Origin of the sequence: Actinomadura citrea (genome assembly GCF_013409045.1) — a bacterium.
Classification (GTDB): Bacteria; Actinomycetota; Actinomycetes; order Streptosporangiales; family Streptosporangiaceae; genus Spirillospora; species Spirillospora citrea.
Map to the genome: position 1 here is coordinate 4,884,736 of NZ_JACCBT010000001.1, position 16,174 is coordinate 4,900,909.

At 73.3% G+C, this 16,174-nt stretch carries 13 protein-coding genes; 9 read left to right on the forward strand and 4 right to left on the reverse strand.

All coding sequences use genetic code 11. From position 1 onward, the window contains the following. Positions 1 to 46 precede the first annotated feature (46 nt). Both BJ999_RS22895 and BJ999_RS22900 read left to right on the forward strand, forming a co-directional pair. Positions 47 to 1,546, forward strand: coding sequence for a TldD/PmbA family protein (locus BJ999_RS22895; protein WP_179835189.1), 1,500 nt, complete (start codon positions 47 to 49; stop codon positions 1,544 to 1,546). A 5-nt stretch (positions 1,547 to 1,551) separates the two neighbouring features. Continuing rightward, positions 1,552 to 2,934, forward strand: a complete 1,383-nt coding sequence (locus BJ999_RS22900) for a metallopeptidase TldD-related protein (protein ID WP_179838748.1) — start codon at positions 1,552 to 1,554, stop codon at positions 2,932 to 2,934. 97 nt (positions 2,935 to 3,031) lie between these two features. Here the strand turns inward: BJ999_RS22900 and BJ999_RS22905 are convergent, their stop codons facing one another. Then, complete coding sequence (locus BJ999_RS22905; RefSeq protein ID WP_179835190.1) at positions 3,032 to 3,244, reverse strand: dodecin; 213 nt, start codon at positions 3,242 to 3,244, stop codon at positions 3,032 to 3,034. 65 nt (positions 3,245 to 3,309) lie between these two features. Here BJ999_RS22905 and BJ999_RS22910 point away from each other — a divergent pair, with 65 nt between their 5' ends. The 5 genes from BJ999_RS22910 to BJ999_RS22930 all read left to right on the forward strand — a co-directional run bounded on the left by BJ999_RS22910 (position 3,310) and on the right by BJ999_RS22930 (position 8,982). Further along, positions 3,310 to 3,648: a DUF3099 domain-containing protein gene (locus BJ999_RS22910; RefSeq protein ID WP_218935182.1), complete on the forward strand. Its 339-nt coding sequence runs from the start codon at positions 3,310 to 3,312 to the stop codon at positions 3,646 to 3,648. Between the two features lie 708 nt (positions 3,649 to 4,356). Continuing rightward, positions 4,357 to 6,378 (forward strand): substrate-binding domain-containing protein, encoded by a 2,022-nt coding sequence (locus tag BJ999_RS22915; protein WP_179835192.1) that lies wholly within the window; start codon positions 4,357 to 4,359, stop codon positions 6,376 to 6,378. A gap of 106 nt (positions 6,379 to 6,484) precedes the next feature. Beyond that, positions 6,485 to 7,636 carry an acyl-CoA dehydrogenase family protein gene (locus BJ999_RS22920; protein ID WP_179835193.1) on the forward strand — a complete coding sequence of 384 codons (1,152 nt, stop codon included), beginning with the start codon at positions 6,485 to 6,487 and terminating at the stop codon, positions 7,634 to 7,636. Positions 7,637 to 7,652: 16 nt separating this feature from the next. After that, positions 7,653 to 8,408, forward strand: a complete 756-nt coding sequence (fabG, locus tag BJ999_RS22925) for a 3-oxoacyl-ACP reductase FabG (protein ID WP_179835194.1) — start codon at positions 7,653 to 7,655, stop codon at positions 8,406 to 8,408. Between the two features lie 13 nt (positions 8,409 to 8,421). After that, positions 8,422 to 8,982, forward strand: a complete 561-nt coding sequence (locus BJ999_RS22930; protein WP_218935183.1) for a TetR/AcrR family transcriptional regulator — start codon at positions 8,422 to 8,424, stop codon at positions 8,980 to 8,982. Here the strand turns inward: BJ999_RS22930 and BJ999_RS22935 are convergent. Together BJ999_RS22935 and icmF are read right to left on the reverse strand one after the other, a co-directional pair. After that, positions 8,979 to 9,749, reverse strand: a complete 771-nt coding sequence (locus tag BJ999_RS22935; protein WP_179835196.1) for a helical backbone metal receptor — start codon at positions 9,747 to 9,749, stop codon at positions 8,979 to 8,981. The genes BJ999_RS22930 and BJ999_RS22935 overlap by 4 nt on opposite strands. 11 nt (positions 9,750 to 9,760) lie before the next feature. Continuing rightward, positions 9,761 to 12,979 carry a fused isobutyryl-CoA mutase/GTPase IcmF gene (gene icmF, locus BJ999_RS22940; protein WP_179835197.1) on the reverse strand — a complete coding sequence of 1,073 codons (3,219 nt, stop codon included), beginning with the start codon at positions 12,977 to 12,979 and terminating at the stop codon, positions 9,761 to 9,763. A gap of 98 nt (positions 12,980 to 13,077) precedes the next feature. Here icmF and BJ999_RS22945 point away from each other — a divergent pair, with 98 nt between their 5' ends. After that, a complete protein-coding gene (locus tag BJ999_RS22945; RefSeq protein ID WP_179838749.1) occupies positions 13,078 to 13,563 on the forward strand; it encodes a MarR family transcriptional regulator in 486 nt (161 codons plus the stop codon). Between the two features lie 110 nt (positions 13,564 to 13,673). Beyond that, positions 13,674 to 14,945 (forward strand): hydroxyacid-oxoacid transhydrogenase, encoded by a 1,272-nt coding sequence (locus BJ999_RS22950; RefSeq protein ID WP_179835198.1) that lies wholly within the window; start codon positions 13,674 to 13,676, stop codon positions 14,943 to 14,945. 1 nt (position 14,946) lies between these two features. Here the strand turns inward: BJ999_RS22950 and BJ999_RS22955 are convergent, their stop codons facing one another. Beyond that, a complete protein-coding gene (locus tag BJ999_RS22955; protein WP_179835199.1) occupies positions 14,947 to 16,050 on the reverse strand; it encodes an alpha/beta hydrolase in 1,104 nt (367 codons plus the stop codon). Positions 16,051 to 16,174: the final 124 nt, after the last annotated feature.

The window sequence follows — 16,174 nt, forward strand, 5'->3', positions numbered from 1 at the left end:
GCGCGCGGCCCCCGCCGGGACGGGCGCGGACGGTAGGTTGCGGAGGGTGCATGACATCGATCCCGCCTTCACCGCGCTGCCGCTTCGCGCGCTGGCCGACGCGGCGCTGTCCCGCGCCAGGGAGCTGGGCGCAGAGCACGCCGACTTCCGCCTGGAGCGCATCCGCAGCCAGACACTCCGCCTCCACGACGCCGCCCTGGAGACCGCCCTGGACGCCGACGACGTCGGGCTGTCGGTCAGGGTCGTCAAGGACGGCACCTGGGGCTTCGCCGCCGGCATCGACCTGACGCCCGAGGGCGCCGCCGGCGTCGCCGCGCGGGCGGTGGAGGTCGCCGCCGTCGCCAGGGCCGTCAACCGCGAGCCCATCGAGCTGGCGCCCGAGCCCGTCCACGGGGAGCGCACCTGGGTCTCCGCCTACGAGACCGATCCGTTCGAGGTGCCGACCGCCGACAAGGTCGCGCTGCTGGCGGGCTGGAGCCGCCGGCTGCTCGGCGACGACCGCGTCGACCACGTCGACGCGACCCTGCTGCAGGTCAAGGAGAACAAGTTCTTCGCCGACCTCGCCGGCACGGTCACGACACAGCAGCGCGTCCGGCTGCACCCCGTCGTCAACGCCGTGGGCATCGCCGGCGGCCTGTTCGACACGATGCGGACGCTGGCGCCGCCCGCCGGGTACGGGTGGGAGTGGCTGTCGGGCGAGCACTGGGACTGGGACGGCGAGCTCGCCCGCATCCCCGAACTGCTCGCCGAGAAGCTCGCCGCGCCGTCGGTGGAGCCGGGCGTGTACGACGTCGTCGTCGACCCGTCCAACCTGTGGCTGACGATCCACGAGTCGATCGGGCACGCCACCGAGCTGGACCGGGCGCTCGGCTACGAGGCCGCCTACGCGGGCACGTCGTTCGCCACGCCCGACAAGCTCGGGACCCTGCAGTACGGCTCCAAGGTCATGAACATCACCGGGGACCGGACGGCCGAGCACGGCCTGGCCACCGTCGGCTACGACGACGAGGGCGTGCAGGCCCAGTCGTTCGACATCGTCTCCGAGGGCCTGTTCACCGGCTACCAGACCGACCGGCGCATCGCCCGCCTCACCGGCGCCGAACGCTCGAACGGCTGCGCGTTCGCCGACGCCGCGTCCAGCATGCCGATCCAGCGGATGGCGAACGTCTCGCTCAAGCCCGCCGAGGGCGGCCCGTCCACCGACGAGCTGATCTCCGGGGTCGAGCGCGGCATCTACATCGTCGGCGACAAGAGCTGGTCGATCGACATGCAGCGCCACAACTTCCAGTTCACCGGGCAGCGGTTCTTCCGCATCGAGAACGGGCGCCTCGCCGGGCAGCTCCGCGACGTCGCCTACCAGGCGACCACCACCGACTTCTGGAACTCGATGGAGGCCGTCGGCGGGCCGCAGACCTACGTGCTCGGCGGCGCGTTCAACTGCGGCAAGGGCCAGCCGGGGCAGGTCGCGCCGGTCAGCCACGGCTGCCCTTCGGCGCTGTTCCGGGGCGTCAACATCCTCAACGCGCTGAAGGAGGCCGGCCAGTGAGCACGATCAGGCCGCAGGAGGCCGTCGAGCGGGCCCTGTCGCTGTCGCGCGCCGACGACTGCGTCGTCATCGCCGACGAGGCGAGCACCGCGAACCTGCGGTGGGCGGGCAACACCCTCACCACCAACGGCGTGACCCGCTCCAGCCGCCTCACCGTCATCGCGCTGCGGAACACCGCGGACGGCGTGGCGGCGGGCGTGGTGTCGCGGTCGGCCGTCGACGCCGACGGCATCGAGGAGCTGGTGCGCGCCGCGGAGGCCGACGCCGCCGGCAACGAGGCCGCCGAGGACGCCCGGCCGCTGGTCGCCGAGGGGCCGCCCGGCGGCGCCGCCGGATGGGACGACGAGCCCGCCGAGACCGGGATCGGGGTGTTCGAGGGCTTCGCTCCCGCGCTGGGCGAGGCGTTCGCCGCCGCGCAGGCCGGCGACCGGCGTCTGTACGGGTTCGCCAACCACGTCCTCACCTCGACGTTCCTCGGCTCCTCGGCGGGGCTGCGGCTGCGCCACGACCAGCCCACGGGGCTGCTGGAGCTGAACGCCAAGGGCGCGGGCGGCTCGGCGTGGGCGGGCGTCGGCACCCGCGACTTCACCGACGTCGACGTCCCCGCCCTCACCGGCGACCTCACCCGGCGGCTGGAGTGGGGCGAGCGGCGCGTCGAGCTGCCGGCCGGGCGGTACGAGACGATCCTGCCGCCGTCCGCCGTCGCCGACCTGATGATCTACCTGTACTGGTCGGCGGGCGCCCAGGACGCGCAGGACGGCCGGACGGTGTTCAGCGCCCCCGGCGGCGGCACCCGCGTCGGGGAGCGGCTCGCGGACCTGCCGGTCACCCTGTCCAGCGACCCGGCCGCCCCGGGCATGCAGTGCGCCCCGTTCGTCATCGCGCACGCCTCCAGCCGCGAGTCCTCGGTGTTCGACAACGGGCTCGCGCTCGGCGCCACCGACTGGATCCGCGAGGGGACCCTCGCGTCCCTCGCCCAGACCCGGCACTCCGCCGAGCGCACCGGGCTGCCGCTCACCCCCGCCGTCGACAACCTGGCGATGAGGGGGCCGGACGGCGGCGCGTCCCTGGAGGAGATGGTCGCCCGTACCGAGCGCGGGCTGCTGCTGACCTGCCTCTGGTACATCCGGGAGGTCGACCCGCAGAGCCTGCTGCTGACCGGCCTCACCCGCGACGGCGTCTACCTCGTCGAGGACGGCGAGGTCGTCGGGGCCGTGAACAACTTCCGGTTCAACGAGAGCCCCGTCGACCTGCTGTCGCGGATCGCCGAGGTCGGCGAGACCGGGCCGACGCTGCCGCGCGAGTGGTCGGACTACTTCACCCGCGCCGCCATGCCGGCGATCCGGGTCCCCGACTTCCACATGTCGACGGTGAGCCAGGCCACCTGAGCCGTCGCGGCCGGGGACGTCGGGAGCACGCGCCGGCGCCCCCGGCCGCGGCGGTCCGGACACCGGGCGGCACCCGGCGCCGGGCCCGGCGCGCGCGTCAGCCGTCCTCCAGGCGGAAGCCGACCTTCATGGTGACCTGGAAGTGGCCCACCTCACCGTCCTCGATGTGGCCGCGGACCTCGGTCACCTCGAACCAGTCCAGGTGCCGCAGGGTCTGCGAGGCGCGCCGGACGCCGTTGCGTATCGCGGCATCGACGGACTCCGGCGAGGTCCCCACGATCTCGGTCACGCGGTACGTGCGATCGGTCATCGATTCCTCCAGAGGTTTTGCCCCGTACTGCCGGTGCAGGTCGGACTCCATGGGCTTACCGTGGAATGGTGAAGGTCAATCCCCGCCACCACCGCGAGCCGGCGGTCTACACGGTCACCGACGCTCCCCGCCCCATGTCGGAGGACATCGGCCACCGCCAGCGCCGGTACCTGATGTCCATGGGCGTCCGCACGATCTGCTTCGTGGGGGCGGTGGTGGCCGCCGTCGCGGGTGCGCCGTGGTGGCTCGCGCTGCTCATGGTGGTCGGCGCCGCCGTGCTCCCCTACGTCGCCGTGATCTTCGCCAACGGAGGGCGCGAGCCGACCGCCCCGGCGGCTTACGACGACCGTCTTCGCGGGGAACAGAAGCCGGTTTCCGGACAGCGACCGGAAATCCGGTCGTGACATTCTCTTGACTAACCGCGGGGGGTTTCGGTGTACGATTTGTACCGGCGCTCTGGTCCCCCGTCGGGGCGCCCTTGCCGGTGTTCCGGGCCCCCGTCGGAACACCGATGATGCGGCGCCGGGTGGATTGCCCCCGTATCCACCCGGCGCCGCTTTTCACTTTCCGGGGTTTCCGCTGAAACTTCACGGCGTCGCGGATGACCTTCCCCGCACCTTCGCTTGACCGGCCGCCCGGCCGACGCACATCCCCGCGAGAACGCAAGCCCTCCCCGCTGTCCTGGTCCGGCCATGACCCGAAACCCGGCCCCGCCGAACCCCGCGCGCCCGGTTCGGCGGGGGGCGGGGCGTTCCCGCGCGGGCACCCTCCGCCGGGACGGCCCGATCGTGGACCGATCCTTCCCCGCACCCGCTGCGTACTGCTGAGCGGCACCACCGTCCCCGCGTCCCAGGGGAGGTTCCGTGGACCCGGATTCCGGCCGGACGACCGCCACCGCGTGGAACGCCCCGCGCCGCGCGCCGAGGCGCCCGGCCCGCCGTCCTGACCGCGCGTCCCCATCCCGGGCCTCCCGCCCCCTTGACGGAGGCGGCCGATGAGACGAACATCACAGCTGCCTCACCTGAGACATATCGACCATGTGTCTCAGGGGCGGGCCGGCCACCCACGGCGCGACGCGGCCCGCAGCCCCGCCCGGGAAACGGAGATCGGCCATGAGCGCATTCGACGACGTGCCCGAGTGGGCGCCTCGGAACCAGCCGGAACCGGGCGGCCCCGAGTCCCCCTACACCTTTCTCGGGGCCTCGCACCCGGCCGGGCCGCCGCCCCGCCGCGCGGCGGGCGGGCATGAGGGCGAGCCCTTCGACGCCTTCAGCAGACCCGACCGCACGCCGCGTCCCCCGGGCCCGGCGCACGCCGCCGCCAGGCAGCCGCGAGGGCCGTGGGCTCTCGGCAGGGGCCGCCCGCCGCGGCGGGTCGGCGGGATCCTGCTCGGACCGCTGGCGGGCGCGATCGGCCTGGTGCTGCTCACCGGGTTCGGCGCGTACGCGCTCGCCTCGCCGGGCGACGGCTGCTCCGGCGGCGCCGCGCTGACGCTCGACGTGGCCGCGGCGCCGGACGTCGCGCCCGCGGTCGCGCGGTCGGCGGGGCGCTTCAACGACGCGGGGCACCGGGTGGACGGGCGGTGCGCCCGCGCGCGGGTGCGCGCCGCCGATCCCGCCGCGGTGGCGACGCTGCTGTCCGGCAAGGGCGTGGCCGGCGTCGCCCGCAGGCCGGACGTCTGGATCCCCGACTCCTCGCTGTGGACCAAGCTCGTCGGCGGTTCCGGGCGGGCCCCGGCCGCCGGCGCTCCGGGACGGCCCGCCGGGATCGCCTCGTCCCCGATCGTCCTGGCCGCGCCGCGCGGCCTGGCGACGCAGCTGCGCAACCTCGGCGCCCCGGAGCGGCCTGCCTGGAGGGACCTGCTCGCCGCGGCCGGGACGGCCTCGGGCGCCGAGCGGGATCCGGCCGCCGGGCCCGGCACCGGGGTCATCCCTCCGCGGCTGTTCCGGCTCCAGGTCCCCGACCCGGCCCGCAGCGCGACCGGCATGGGCTCGCTGATCCTGGCCGGTGCGGTGCTGGGCGGCGCCCCCGGCGGGGAGGCGTCGTTCACCGGTGTGGTCCGCACGATCCGGGAGGGCGTCGCCGTCTCCGTGGACGCCGCGTTCACGGCGTTCGCGACGTCCGCCTCGCCCGGCCAGGGCGAGGCCGACCGCTACCCGGTCGCGATGGCGCCCGAGCAGGCGGTGTTCGCCTACAACGCGCGGCGTCCGGCCGAGCCGGCCGTCGCGGTGTACCCGGAGGAGGGGACGGTCTACCTCGACTATCCGGTCGCCGTCCTGGCGGAGGACCGGGCCAAGGCGGGCGCCGCGCGGATGCTGGAGACGGCCCTCGCGGACAGGGCGACCCGGGACGACCTGCGGCGGCTGGGCTTCCGGGCACCCGGCGGAGCGGCGCCCGCGTCGTTCTCCCCGCGGACCGGCCTGGACCCGCGACCCCCGCGGGCGCTCCCCGAGACGCCGGCGGCGGACGTGCGGCGCACCATGCAGTCGTGGGCCCAGCTGTCGCTGAGCATCCGGATGCTGAGCATCATCGACGTGTCGGGGTCCATGGACGAGGGGGTCGCGCCGGGCGTGACGCGGCTGCAGTCCACGGTGCGCACCGCCCAGGGCGGGCTCGCGCTGCTGCCGGACGACAGCGAGCTCGGCCAGTGGATCTTCTCCACGGACCTGCAGGGCGGCCGGGACTGGCGGGAGCTGGTCAGTGTGGGACCGCTCAACCAGCGGCTGGGCTCGGCGACCCGGCGGCAGCTCGTGCTGAGCGCGTTCGCGCGGATCCGGGTGAAGGAGCACGGCGACACCGGCCTGTACGACACGGTGATGGCCGCGTTCGACTACATGAAGCGGACCTACAAGCCCGAGTACGTGAACTCCGTCCTCCTGTGGACGGACGGGGAGAACGAGGACCCGCGCGGCCCGTCCCTGGAGGAGACCCTCGACCACATGCGGCGCGAGTACGACCCGGAGCGCCCCGTCCAGGTCAACATGCTGGGCTACGGATCGGACGTGGACGTCAACGAGCTGCGGCGCATCGCGCAGGTGACGCACGGGGACGCCTATGTGGCCGAGACGCCCGGGCAGATCCAGGCGATCTTCCTCAGGGCCGTCTCGCGCCGGGTCTGCGAGCCCGACTGCTGAACCGCCGGCGGGCCGCCCTCGCCCGGCCACCTCTCGTATTTGATTCTAGAACTACCTTCGAGTTAACTTAGCGTTCTGTTAACAACGCTGGCGAGAGGGGCACGGCGTGCGCCGCACCGTTTTCAACGAGGACCACGAGGCCTTCCGGGACACGATCCGGGCGTTCATCGAGGCCGAGGTGGCCCCGGTCTACGAGGAGTGGGAGAACGCCGGCCATCCGCCGCGGGACTTCTACGCCAAGCTCGGCGAGCTGGGCGTGTTCGGCATCCAGGTGCCCGAGGAGTACGGCGGCGCGGGCGAGACGAGCTTCAAGTACCAGGCCGTGATCTCCGAGGAGTGCGCCCGCGCCGGGGTGAGCTTCGGCGGCTACGGCGTGCACGTCAACCTCGTCCTGCCCTACCTGCTGAAGTACGGGTCGCAGGAGCAGAAGAAGCGCTGGCTGCCGCCGTTCGTGTCCGGCGAGATGATGACGGCGATCGCGATGACCGAGCCCGGAACCGGCTCCGACCTCGCGGGCATGCAGACCACGGCGAAGCGGGACGGCGACCACTACGTCCTGAACGGCGCCAAGACGTTCATCACCGGCGGCGTCCTCGCCGACCGGGTGCTCGTGGTCGCGCGGACGTCCCCGGCCACGCCGGAGAACCGGCGGGCGGGCCTGTCGATCCTCGCCGTGGACACCCGCAGCGAGGGCTACGCGGTCGGCCGCAAGCTGGAGAAGATCGGGCTGCGGAGCTCCGACACCGCCGAGCTGTCGTTCACCGACGTCCGGGTGCCCGTGGAGGACCTGCTCGGCGAGGAGGGACGCGGGTTCGAGTACCTGACGCACAACCTCGCCGAAGAGCGCCTCGGCATCGCGACCAGCTCCTACGCGTCGGCGGCCGCCGCCGTGGAGTTCGCCCGCAAATACGTCCAGGAGCGCACCGTCTTCGGCAAGACCGTGTCGTCGTTCCAGAACACCAAGTTCGTGCTGGCCGAGTGCGCCACCGAGGTCGAGGCCGCCCGCTCGCTCGTCGACCGCTGCATCGAGGCGCTGGACGCGGGCGAGCTCACTCCCGCCGACGCCGCCGTCTGCAAGCTGTTCTGCACCGAGGTGCAGGCCCGCGTCGTCGACAAGTGCCTCCAGTTGCACGGCGGCTACGGCTACATCCTGGAGTACCCGATCGCGCGCCTGTACGCCGACGCCCGGGTCGCCCGGATCTACGGCGGCACCAGCGAGGTGCTCAAGACCATCATCGCCAAGGACATCCAGGTCTGACGGAAGGGCTGCGCACATGACCGACACCCGGGTGGCCATCGTCACCGGCGCCGCGCGCGGCATCGGCGCCGCCACCGCCGTCCGCCTCGCCAGGGAGGGCTTCGCCGTCGCGGTCTGCGACCTCGACGAGGCCGCCTGCGCCGACACGGTCGAGACGATCACCAAGGACGGCGGCACCGCGCTCGCCGTCGGCGTGGACGTCGCCGACACGGCGCGGGCCGACGCCGCCGTCGCGCGCGTCGCCGCGGAGCTCGGACCGCCCCTCGTCCTCGTGAACAACGCCGGCATCACCCGCGACAACCTGCTGTTCAAGATGTCCGACGACGACTGGGACGCGGTCCTGTCGGTGCACCTGCGCGGCTCGTTCGTGATGACCCGCGCCGCGCAGGCGCACATGACGAAGGCCGGATGGGGCCGGATCGTGAACCTGTCGTCGGTGTCGGCCCTCGGCAACCGCGGCCAGGTCAACTACTCGGCGGCCAAGGCGGGCCTCCAGGGGTTCACGAAGACGCTGGCGATCGAGCTGGGCAGGTTCGGGGTGACGGCCAACGCGATCGCGCCCGGGTTCATCGCCACCGAGATGACCGCCGCGACCGCCGCCCGCGTCGGCGTCGACTTCGAGGACTTCAAGGCCGCCGCCGCCAGGGAGATCCCGGTCCGGCGCGTCGGCGTCCCCGAGGACATCGCCGGGACCGTCGCGTTCCTGGTCGGCGACGACGCCTCCTTCGTCTCCGGCCAGGTCATCTATGTGGCCGGTGGTCCCCGCGCGTGACGGGGCGGCCCGGGTGCGCGACCGGGAGGGGACGGAGGAGTCGCTGCGCGCCGCGGCGGTCGCGCTCCTGCGGCGCGGCGGCGTCCTGGCCGGGCTGAACCTGCGCCAGGTCGCCGACGAGGCCGGGGTCAACCGCGGGCTGGTCTACCAGTACTTCGGGTCGCGGCGGGCGCTGCTGCGCTCGGCGCTGTTCCACCGGTCGCGCCCGAACGCCGAGGACGCGGTGGACGCGGCCGGGCTGCCGCTGCGCGAGCGGCTGGCGCGGCTGTTCTGGACGAGCCTGCGCAACCCCGAGCCGGTCCGGCTGGCGACGCTGCTGGTGCTGGACGGCGACGACCGGCCCCGGGTCCTGCTCAACCGGGGCGCGGGCAGGGAGGACCTCGCGGCGGAGGCGGAGCGCGGCGACCTGCCGGTCGGGGACGTGGCGGCCGTGCAGGCGGCCATCGCGTCCACGGTCTACGGGTACACGCTGCTGCGCGAGCACCTGGCGCGGGAGATCGGCGTGCCCGCCGAGGAGCTCGACGAGCGCATGGCCCGCTGTGTGGAGGCCATGTTCGTACGCCGCCCCGACTAGCGGGGGCGGGCCGCGGCGAGCCGTTCCGCGAGGGCGGCCGGGGCCTCGACGAGGGACGGGCCGTACCAGGTGAGGAGCCGGCCGCTGACGAGCGCGGCGTCGAGCCCGGGGAAGGACTCCGGGCCGTCGTCCTCGGTGAAGCGGTACGGCTCGTCCGGCAGGACCACCAGGTCCGCGCCGGCCGCGTTCAGCTCGTCCAGCGGGATCTTCGGATAGCGCTCGGGATGCCCGGCGTACACGTTGGACACGCCGAGGCGGGACAGGACGTCGCCGGTGAAGGTGTCGCGCCCGACGACCATCCACGGCCGCCGCCAGATCGGGATCACCGCCGCCCGGAACTCGCCGGGCGCGACGTCCGCCCATACGCGGGACGCCTCCTCCAGCCAGCCGGGCACCGGCGCCCGGCACGCCTCGGTGAGCATGCGCCGCAGCGACGCCAGTGCCTCCTCGACCGTGCGGATCCGCGTCATCCACACCGGCACGCCGGCCGCGCGCAGCGCCTCGACGTCGGCGGGCCGGTTCTCCTCGGTGTTGCCGACGACGACGTCGGGCCGCAGCCCGATGATCCGCTCCAGGTCGGGGTTCTTCGTACCCCTCACGCGCGGCACGTCCAGGCCCTCGGGGTGGGTGCACCAGTCGGTGGCGCCGACGAGCAGTTCCGGCGCGGTCGCCGCGACCGTCTCGGTCAGGGACGGGACGATCGACACGACGCGGCGCACCCGGTCCGGGACCGGGACCGGGGCGCCTGCGTCGTCGTGGACGGCCATCGGCGAGGGCGTCAGACGTTGCGGCGGTACTGGCCGCCGACCTCGAAGAAGGCGTCGGTGATCTGCTGGAGGCTGCACACGCGCGCCGCGTCCATCAGCACCGCGAACACGTTCTCGCCTGACCGGGCCGCGTCCTTGAGGGCGGCGAGGGCGGCCCGCGCCCCGTCCCGGTGCGCCTCCTGGTAGCCATGGACGCGGTCGAGCTGGGAGCGCTTCTCGTCCTCGGTGGCGCGGGCGAGCTCGATCGTCCTCGGCGTCCCGTCGCCGGCCTCGGGGCCGCGGAAGGTGTTGACGCCGATGATCGGCAGCGAGCCGTCGTGCTTGCGCTGCTCGTACAGCATCGACTCGTCCTGGATGCGGCCGCGCTGGTAGCCGGTCTCCATCGCGCCGAGGACGCCGCCGCGCTCGCTGATGCTGTCGAACTCGGCCAGCACCGCCTCCTCGACCAGGTCGGTCAGCTCGTCGATGACGAACGACCCCTGCAGCGGGTTCTCGTTCATCGCCAGGCCCCACTCGCGGTTGATGATGAGCTGGATCGCCAGGGCCCGCCGCACCGACTCGGCCGTCGGCGTGGTGACCGCCTCGTCGTAGGCGTTGGTGTGCAGGCTGTTGCAGTTGTCGTAGATGGCGATGAGCGCCTGCAGCGTCGTGCGGATGTCGTTGAAGTGCATCTCCTGCGCGTGCAGGGAGCGCCCGGACGTCTGCACGTGGTACTTGAGCTTCTGGCTGCGCTCGTTCGCGCCGTACCGGTCGCGCATGGCCACGGCCCAGATGCGGCGTGCCACCCGTCCGAGCACGTTGTACTCGGGGTCCATCCCGTTGGAGAAGAAGAACGACAGGTTGGGCGCGAAGTCGTCGATGTCCATGCCCCGCGCCAGGTAGGACTCGACGTAGGTGAAGCCGTTGGCGAGGGTGAACGCGAGCTGGCTGATGGGGTTCGCCCCGGCCTCGGCGATGTGGTAGCCGGAGATGGACACCGAGTAGAAGTTGCGGACCTTGTTGGCGATGAACCACTCCTGGATGTCGCCCATCATCCGCAGCGAGAACTCGGTGGAGAAGATGCAGGTGTTCTGCCCCTGGTCCTCCTTGAGGATGTCGGCCTGCACGGTGCCGCGCACGGTCGACAGCACGCGCGCGCGGATCTGCGCGGCCTCCTCCTCGGACGGCTCGCGGCCGTTCTCCTCGTGGAAGGCGTCCATTCCCTGGTCGACGGCCGTGTTGAGGAAGAACGCCAGGATCGTGGGCGCGGGACCGTTGATGGTCATCGACACCGAGGTGGTCGGGGACGACAGGTCGAACCCGTCGTAGAGCGCCTTCATGTCGTCCAGCGTGGCGATCGAGACCCCGGACGTGCCGACCTTGCCGTACACGTCGGGACGCTCGTCGGGGTCGCGCCCGTACAGGGTGACCGAGTCGAACGCGGTGGACAGGCGGGTCGCGGGCTGGCCCTCCGACAGCAGCTTGAAGCGGCGGTTGGTGCGGAAGGGGTCGCCCTCCCCCGCGAACATGCGGGCGGGGTCCTCGTTGTCGCGCTTGAACGGGAACACCCCGGCGGTGAAGGGGAACCGGCCGGGCAGGTTCTCGTTGCGCAGGAACCGCAGCAGTTCGCCGTGGTCGGTGTAGCGCGGCAGCGCGACGCGGGGGATCCGGCTGCCCGACAGGGACTCGCGCGTGAGCCTGGTGCGCAGCTCCCTGTCGCGGATCTTCACGACCTGCTCGTCGCCGGAGTAGGCCTCCACGACGGCGGGCCAGCCCCGGACCAGTTCGGCGTTCCCGGGCTCCACGTCCCGACGCGCCTTCTCCAGCAGGCCCTCGACCTCGGAGGCGTCCGCCAGCTCGGCGCGCACCTCGTCCAGCCGCTGGACGCGCCGCACCGCCTCCATCTGCCTCACCGTGTCGGCGTGGTAGCCCCGCACGGTCTCGGCGATGTCGGACAGGTACCGCACGCGGTTCGGCGGGATGACGGTCGCGGCGCCGGTCGACACCTTGGTCGCGACCTCGGGCAGGGCGCCGTCCTCCAGGCGCAGGCCGTGCTCGCCCAGCAGCTCGCCGAGGTGCCGATAGAGCGCGGTGACGCCGTCGTCGTTGAACGTGGCGGCGCTCGTGCCGAACACCGGCATGTCCTCGGGCCGCTGCCCGAACGCCTCCCGGTTGCGCACGAGCTGGCGGCCCACGTCCCGCAGCGCGTCGGCCGCGCCGCGCCGCTCGAACTTGTTGATCGCGACCACGTCCGCGAAGTCGAGCATGTCGATCTTCTCGAGCTGGGACGCGGCGCCGAACTCCGGCGTCATCACGTACAGCGACACGTCCACCAGCGGAACGATCGCGGCGTCGCCCTGCCCGATGCCGGGCGTCTCCAGGATCACCAGGTCGTAGCCGGCGGCCTTGCAGGCGAGGACGATGTCCTCGACGTTCTCCGGCAGCTCCCGGGCGCCCCGGGTGGCCAGCGAGCGGAAGAACACGCGGTCGCCGTCCAGGGAGTTCATCCTGATCCGGTCGCCGAGCAGCGCGCCGCCGCCGCGCCGCCGCGTCGGGTCCACGGCGAGCACCGCGACGCGCAGCCGGTCGCCCTGGTCGACGCGCAGCCGCCGCACCAGCTCGTCGGTGAGGGACGACTTCCCGGACCCGCCCGTCCCGGTGATCCCCAGCACGGGGACCCGCCGCCCGGCCGCCGCCTCGGCGAGCCGCGCGCGGGCGTCCTCGGGCAGGCTCCCGGCCTGCAGGCAGGTGATGGTCCGGGCGAGGGCGCGCCGCTCCCCCGCCACCACGGCGCCGGCCGGCACGGGCTCGGCGGCCAGGTCGACGTCGCACTCGCGGACCAGCTCGTTGATCATGCCGGGCAGGCCGAGCCGCTGCCCGTCCTCCGGGGAGAAGATCCGCACGCCCGCACCGGACAGCCGCGCGATCTCCTCGTGCACGATGACGCCGCCGCCACCGCCGAACACCTTCACGTGCTCGGCGCCGGCCTCCTTCAGGCTGCGCGACAGGTACTCGAAGTACTCGACGTGGCCGCCCTGGTAGGAGCTGATCGCCACGCCCTGCGCGTCCTCCTCCAGGACGGCGTCGACGACCTCGCGGACCGAGCGGTCGTGCCCGAGGTGCACGACCTCGGCGCCCTGGGACTGCAGGATGCGCCGCATGATGTTGATGGCCGCGTCATGGCCGTCGAACAGCGCCGCGGCCGTCACGAAGCGCACCGGGTGCACCGGCGCGTGCAGTTCCCCCGTCACCGTCCCCACCCCAGACCTTGGACATCCAATATTTGGAAGTTAAAATAGTTTCCGTGCGCGACGCAGTCAAGACCGCATACGGTGGGCCGGTGCCCGACATGCCCGATCCCATCGCCGAGGCCCACCGCCAGTGGAGCGGCCGCTGGCCCGAGCACGCCGACCGCATGGCGGCCGTCACCTCGGTGATGCGGGCCCAGCAGATCCTGCTGAGCCGGATCGAGGCCGTCCTCAAGCCCTACGGGCTGACGTTCGCCGCCTACGAGGCCCTGCGCCTGCTCGCCTTCGCCCGCACCGGGACCCTTCCCATGGGCAAGATGGGCGCCCGCCTCATGGTGCACCCCGCGTCCGTGACCAACGTGATCGGCCGCCTGGAGCAGCGGGGCCTCGTCGGCCGCCGCCCCTCCCCCGACGACCGCCGCGTCGTCCTCGCCACCCTCACCCCCGCGGGCCGCGACCTCGCCGAAGAGGCCACGCTCGCCCTGAACGAGTCCGGCTTCGGCATCGCCGGCCTCCCGGCCGCCGAGGCCGCCGACATCACCACCGCCCTCCGCCGCGTCCGCCTCGCCACCGGCGATCTCGACTGACGCCGGTCAGTCCGGCCTTGCCGGGGGGCGTGGGGGGCGCCCCACAAAGGCGCTGATCCCGAAGCACCGGCGTCTCCGGCACGGCCGTAAAGGTGTGACACCTTGGGGGGATGACGAGCGAGACGGTCTTCACGTACGGGGCGCCGCAGCTGAAGTTCGGGAGCGGGGCGGCCGACGAGATCGGGTTCGATCTGGCGCAGTTCGGGGCGCGGCGGGTGCTGGTCGTCACCGATGCCGGGATCGCGGCGACGGGCGGGCCGCGGCGGATCGCGGACGCGATGAAGGCGTACGGGATCGAGGCCGCGGTGTTCGACGGCGTGCGCGTCGAACCGACGGACGCGAGCATGCGCGAGGCGGTCGAGCACGCCCGGGAGACCGGACCCTACGACGCGTACGTGGCGGTCGGGGGCGGGTCGAGCATCGACACCGCGAAGGCGGTCAACCTCCTCACGACCAACGAGGGCGATCTCGCGGAGTACCTGAACCCGCCGGTGGGGGCGGGGCGGGCGCCGGAGCGGCCGCTGCTGCCGCTGGTGGCCGTCCCCACCACGACGGGCACGGGCGCGGAGAGCACCACGGTCTGCGTCCTGGACGTCCTGGACCTGCGGGTCAAGACCGGCATCAGCCACCCGCGGCTGCGGCCGGCGCTGGCCGTGGTGGACCCGGAGCTGACGATGTCGCAGCCGCCCGGTGTGACCGCTTCGGCGGGGATGGACATCCTGTGCCACGCCCTGGAGAGCTACACCGCGCGCCCGTACGACCGGTACGAGCGCAAGAGGCCCGAGGAGCGGGTGCCGTACTGCGGGGCCAATCCGGTGTCGGACATGTGGGCGGAGAAGTCGCTGAGCCTGCTGTCGCGGTCGTTCCGCCGGGCCGTCGCGGACGGGGAGGACCGGGAGGCGCGCACCGACATGGCGCTGGCGGCGACGTTCGCGGGGCTCGGGTTCGGCAACGCCGGGGTGCACATCCCGCACGCCAACGCCTACCCCATCGCCGGGCAGGTCAGGGACTTCCGGCCGGACGGCTACCCGGACGGGGAGGCGCTGGTCCCGCACGGCATGTCGGTGTCGCTGACGGCGCCCGAGGCGTTCCGGTTCACCTTCGAGGCGCGCCCCGAGCGGCACGTCCGGGCGGCGGAACTGCTGGACCCGCGGATGGATCGGCCGGACGACCCGGCCGAGCACCTGCCGCTGGCGGTGCTGCGGCTGATGCGCGACATCGGCATCCCGGACGGGATCGGCGGCGTCGGGTACGGGGAGGGCGACGTCCCCGCGCTGGTGGAGGGCGCGATGAAGCAGCGGCGGCTGCTGGCGATCTCACCGCGTCCGGTGGACGAGGAGGCCGTGGCCGGTATCCTCACGCGGTCGCTGCGGCTGTGGTGACTCAGCGGGCGCGGACCCAGGCGTCGACCAGGTCGGCGACCTCGGGCCGGGAGTCCGGCAGGTAGTGGGTGTCCCTGATGCGGTGGAGCGTCCTGTCGGACGCGGCGAGGGCACCGAAGATCGCACGGGCGTCGCCGTCGTAGACGCACTCGTCCGCCGTGGCGTGCACCACCAGGGACGGGACCGTGATGCGCGCCAGGTGCGGGGCGGCGGTGCACTGCGAGGTGCGCAGGCTCCACATCGACAGCCAGGAGCGCAGCGTGCACAGCGAGCCGATGCCGAACACGCCGTAGTTGGCCTTGGCGGGATCGCCGAGGTAGCAGCGGTTGGGCTCGCGGTCGGACGGCTCGATGGCGGGGTCGATCATCCGCAGGTCGGCCCAGGTGCGGTGCACGGTGAACAGCGCGTCGCGGGCGCGGGTGCCCTTCAGGGCGTCCAGGCGGGCGAGGACCCGGTCGGTGATGCGCTCGTTGCGGGCGCGCTGCGCGGCGCGGTAGCGGGCCTGGAACTCCGCGCCGTACGGGGGGCCGTTGCCGGGGTCGAAGGGGTCGAGGGACGGGTCGGCCGACAGCGGGTCGGTCTCGTCGGTGACCGAGGGGTCCATCCAGGCGGTGAGGACCTCCGGGCGGCCGGAGTGGGCGGCGAGCGCGACGAACAGGTCCCCGGCGGGCAGGTCCTCGATGGCGGCGACGGGACGCATCCCGGCGACGGGCGTGACGTTGGGGTCCACGGCCTGGGACTGGTAGGCGGCCATCAGCGAGCCGCCGCCGGAGTTGCCGAGCAGGACGACCCGCTCGGCGCCCGCCCGTTCGCGGAGCCAGCGCACGCCCTCGCCGATCTCGGCGAGGGCGTGGTCGAGCAGGAAGTACGCCTCGTTGCCGCGGAAGCGGGTGTTCCAGCCGAGGAAGCCGTGGCCGCGGGCCGCGAGGTGCTCGGCGAGGTAGTGCTCGGAGAAGTCGACGTTGTAGTGGGTCGCGATGAACGCGGTCTTCGGGGCCGCCCCGGCCGGGCGGTGGTAGATCCCCTGGCACGGGTGGCCGCCCGCGCCCGCCCGGCCGGCCAGGGGCGACGGCAGCCCCACGAACTCCCTGACGATCTCGCCCATCCGGCGCCTCCCGGCTCGATACCGAATCGAGTTCTGATCGTAGGGGGGTTTGGCCGCCGCACGGCCACCCACCGCCTGGACCTGCTCATCCATCCCTTATGCTGCGGATCACATCCGTTGTGTC

Bases quoted from the DNA above. Each gene is read 5' to 3' on its own strand.
- BJ999_RS22905 (WP_179835190.1), bottom strand. From the start codon at position 3,244: ATGACCGATCGCACGTACCGCGTGACCGAGATCGTGGGGACCTCGCCG.
- BJ999_RS22910 (WP_218935182.1), top strand. From the start codon at position 3,310: ATGGTGAAGGTCAATCCCCGCCACCACCGCGAGCCGGCGGTCTACACG.
- BJ999_RS22915 (WP_179835192.1), top strand. From the start codon at position 4,357: ATGAGCGCATTCGACGACGTGCCCGAGTGGGCGCCTCGGAACCAGCCG.
- fabG (WP_179835194.1), top strand. From the start codon at position 7,653: ATGACCGACACCCGGGTGGCCATCGTCACCGGCGCCGCGCGCGGCATC.
- BJ999_RS22935 (WP_179835196.1), bottom strand. From the start codon at position 9,749: ATGGCCGTCCACGACGACGCAGGCGCCCCGGTCCCGGTCCCGGACCGG.
- BJ999_RS22945 (WP_179838749.1), top strand. From the start codon at position 13,078: ATGCCCGATCCCATCGCCGAGGCCCACCGCCAGTGGAGCGGCCGCTGG.
- BJ999_RS22950 (WP_179835198.1), top strand. From the start codon at position 13,674: ATGACGAGCGAGACGGTCTTCACGTACGGGGCGCCGCAGCTGAAGTTC.
- BJ999_RS22955 (WP_179835199.1), bottom strand. From the start codon at position 16,050: ATGGGCGAGATCGTCAGGGAGTTCGTGGGGCTGCCGTCGCCCCTGGCC.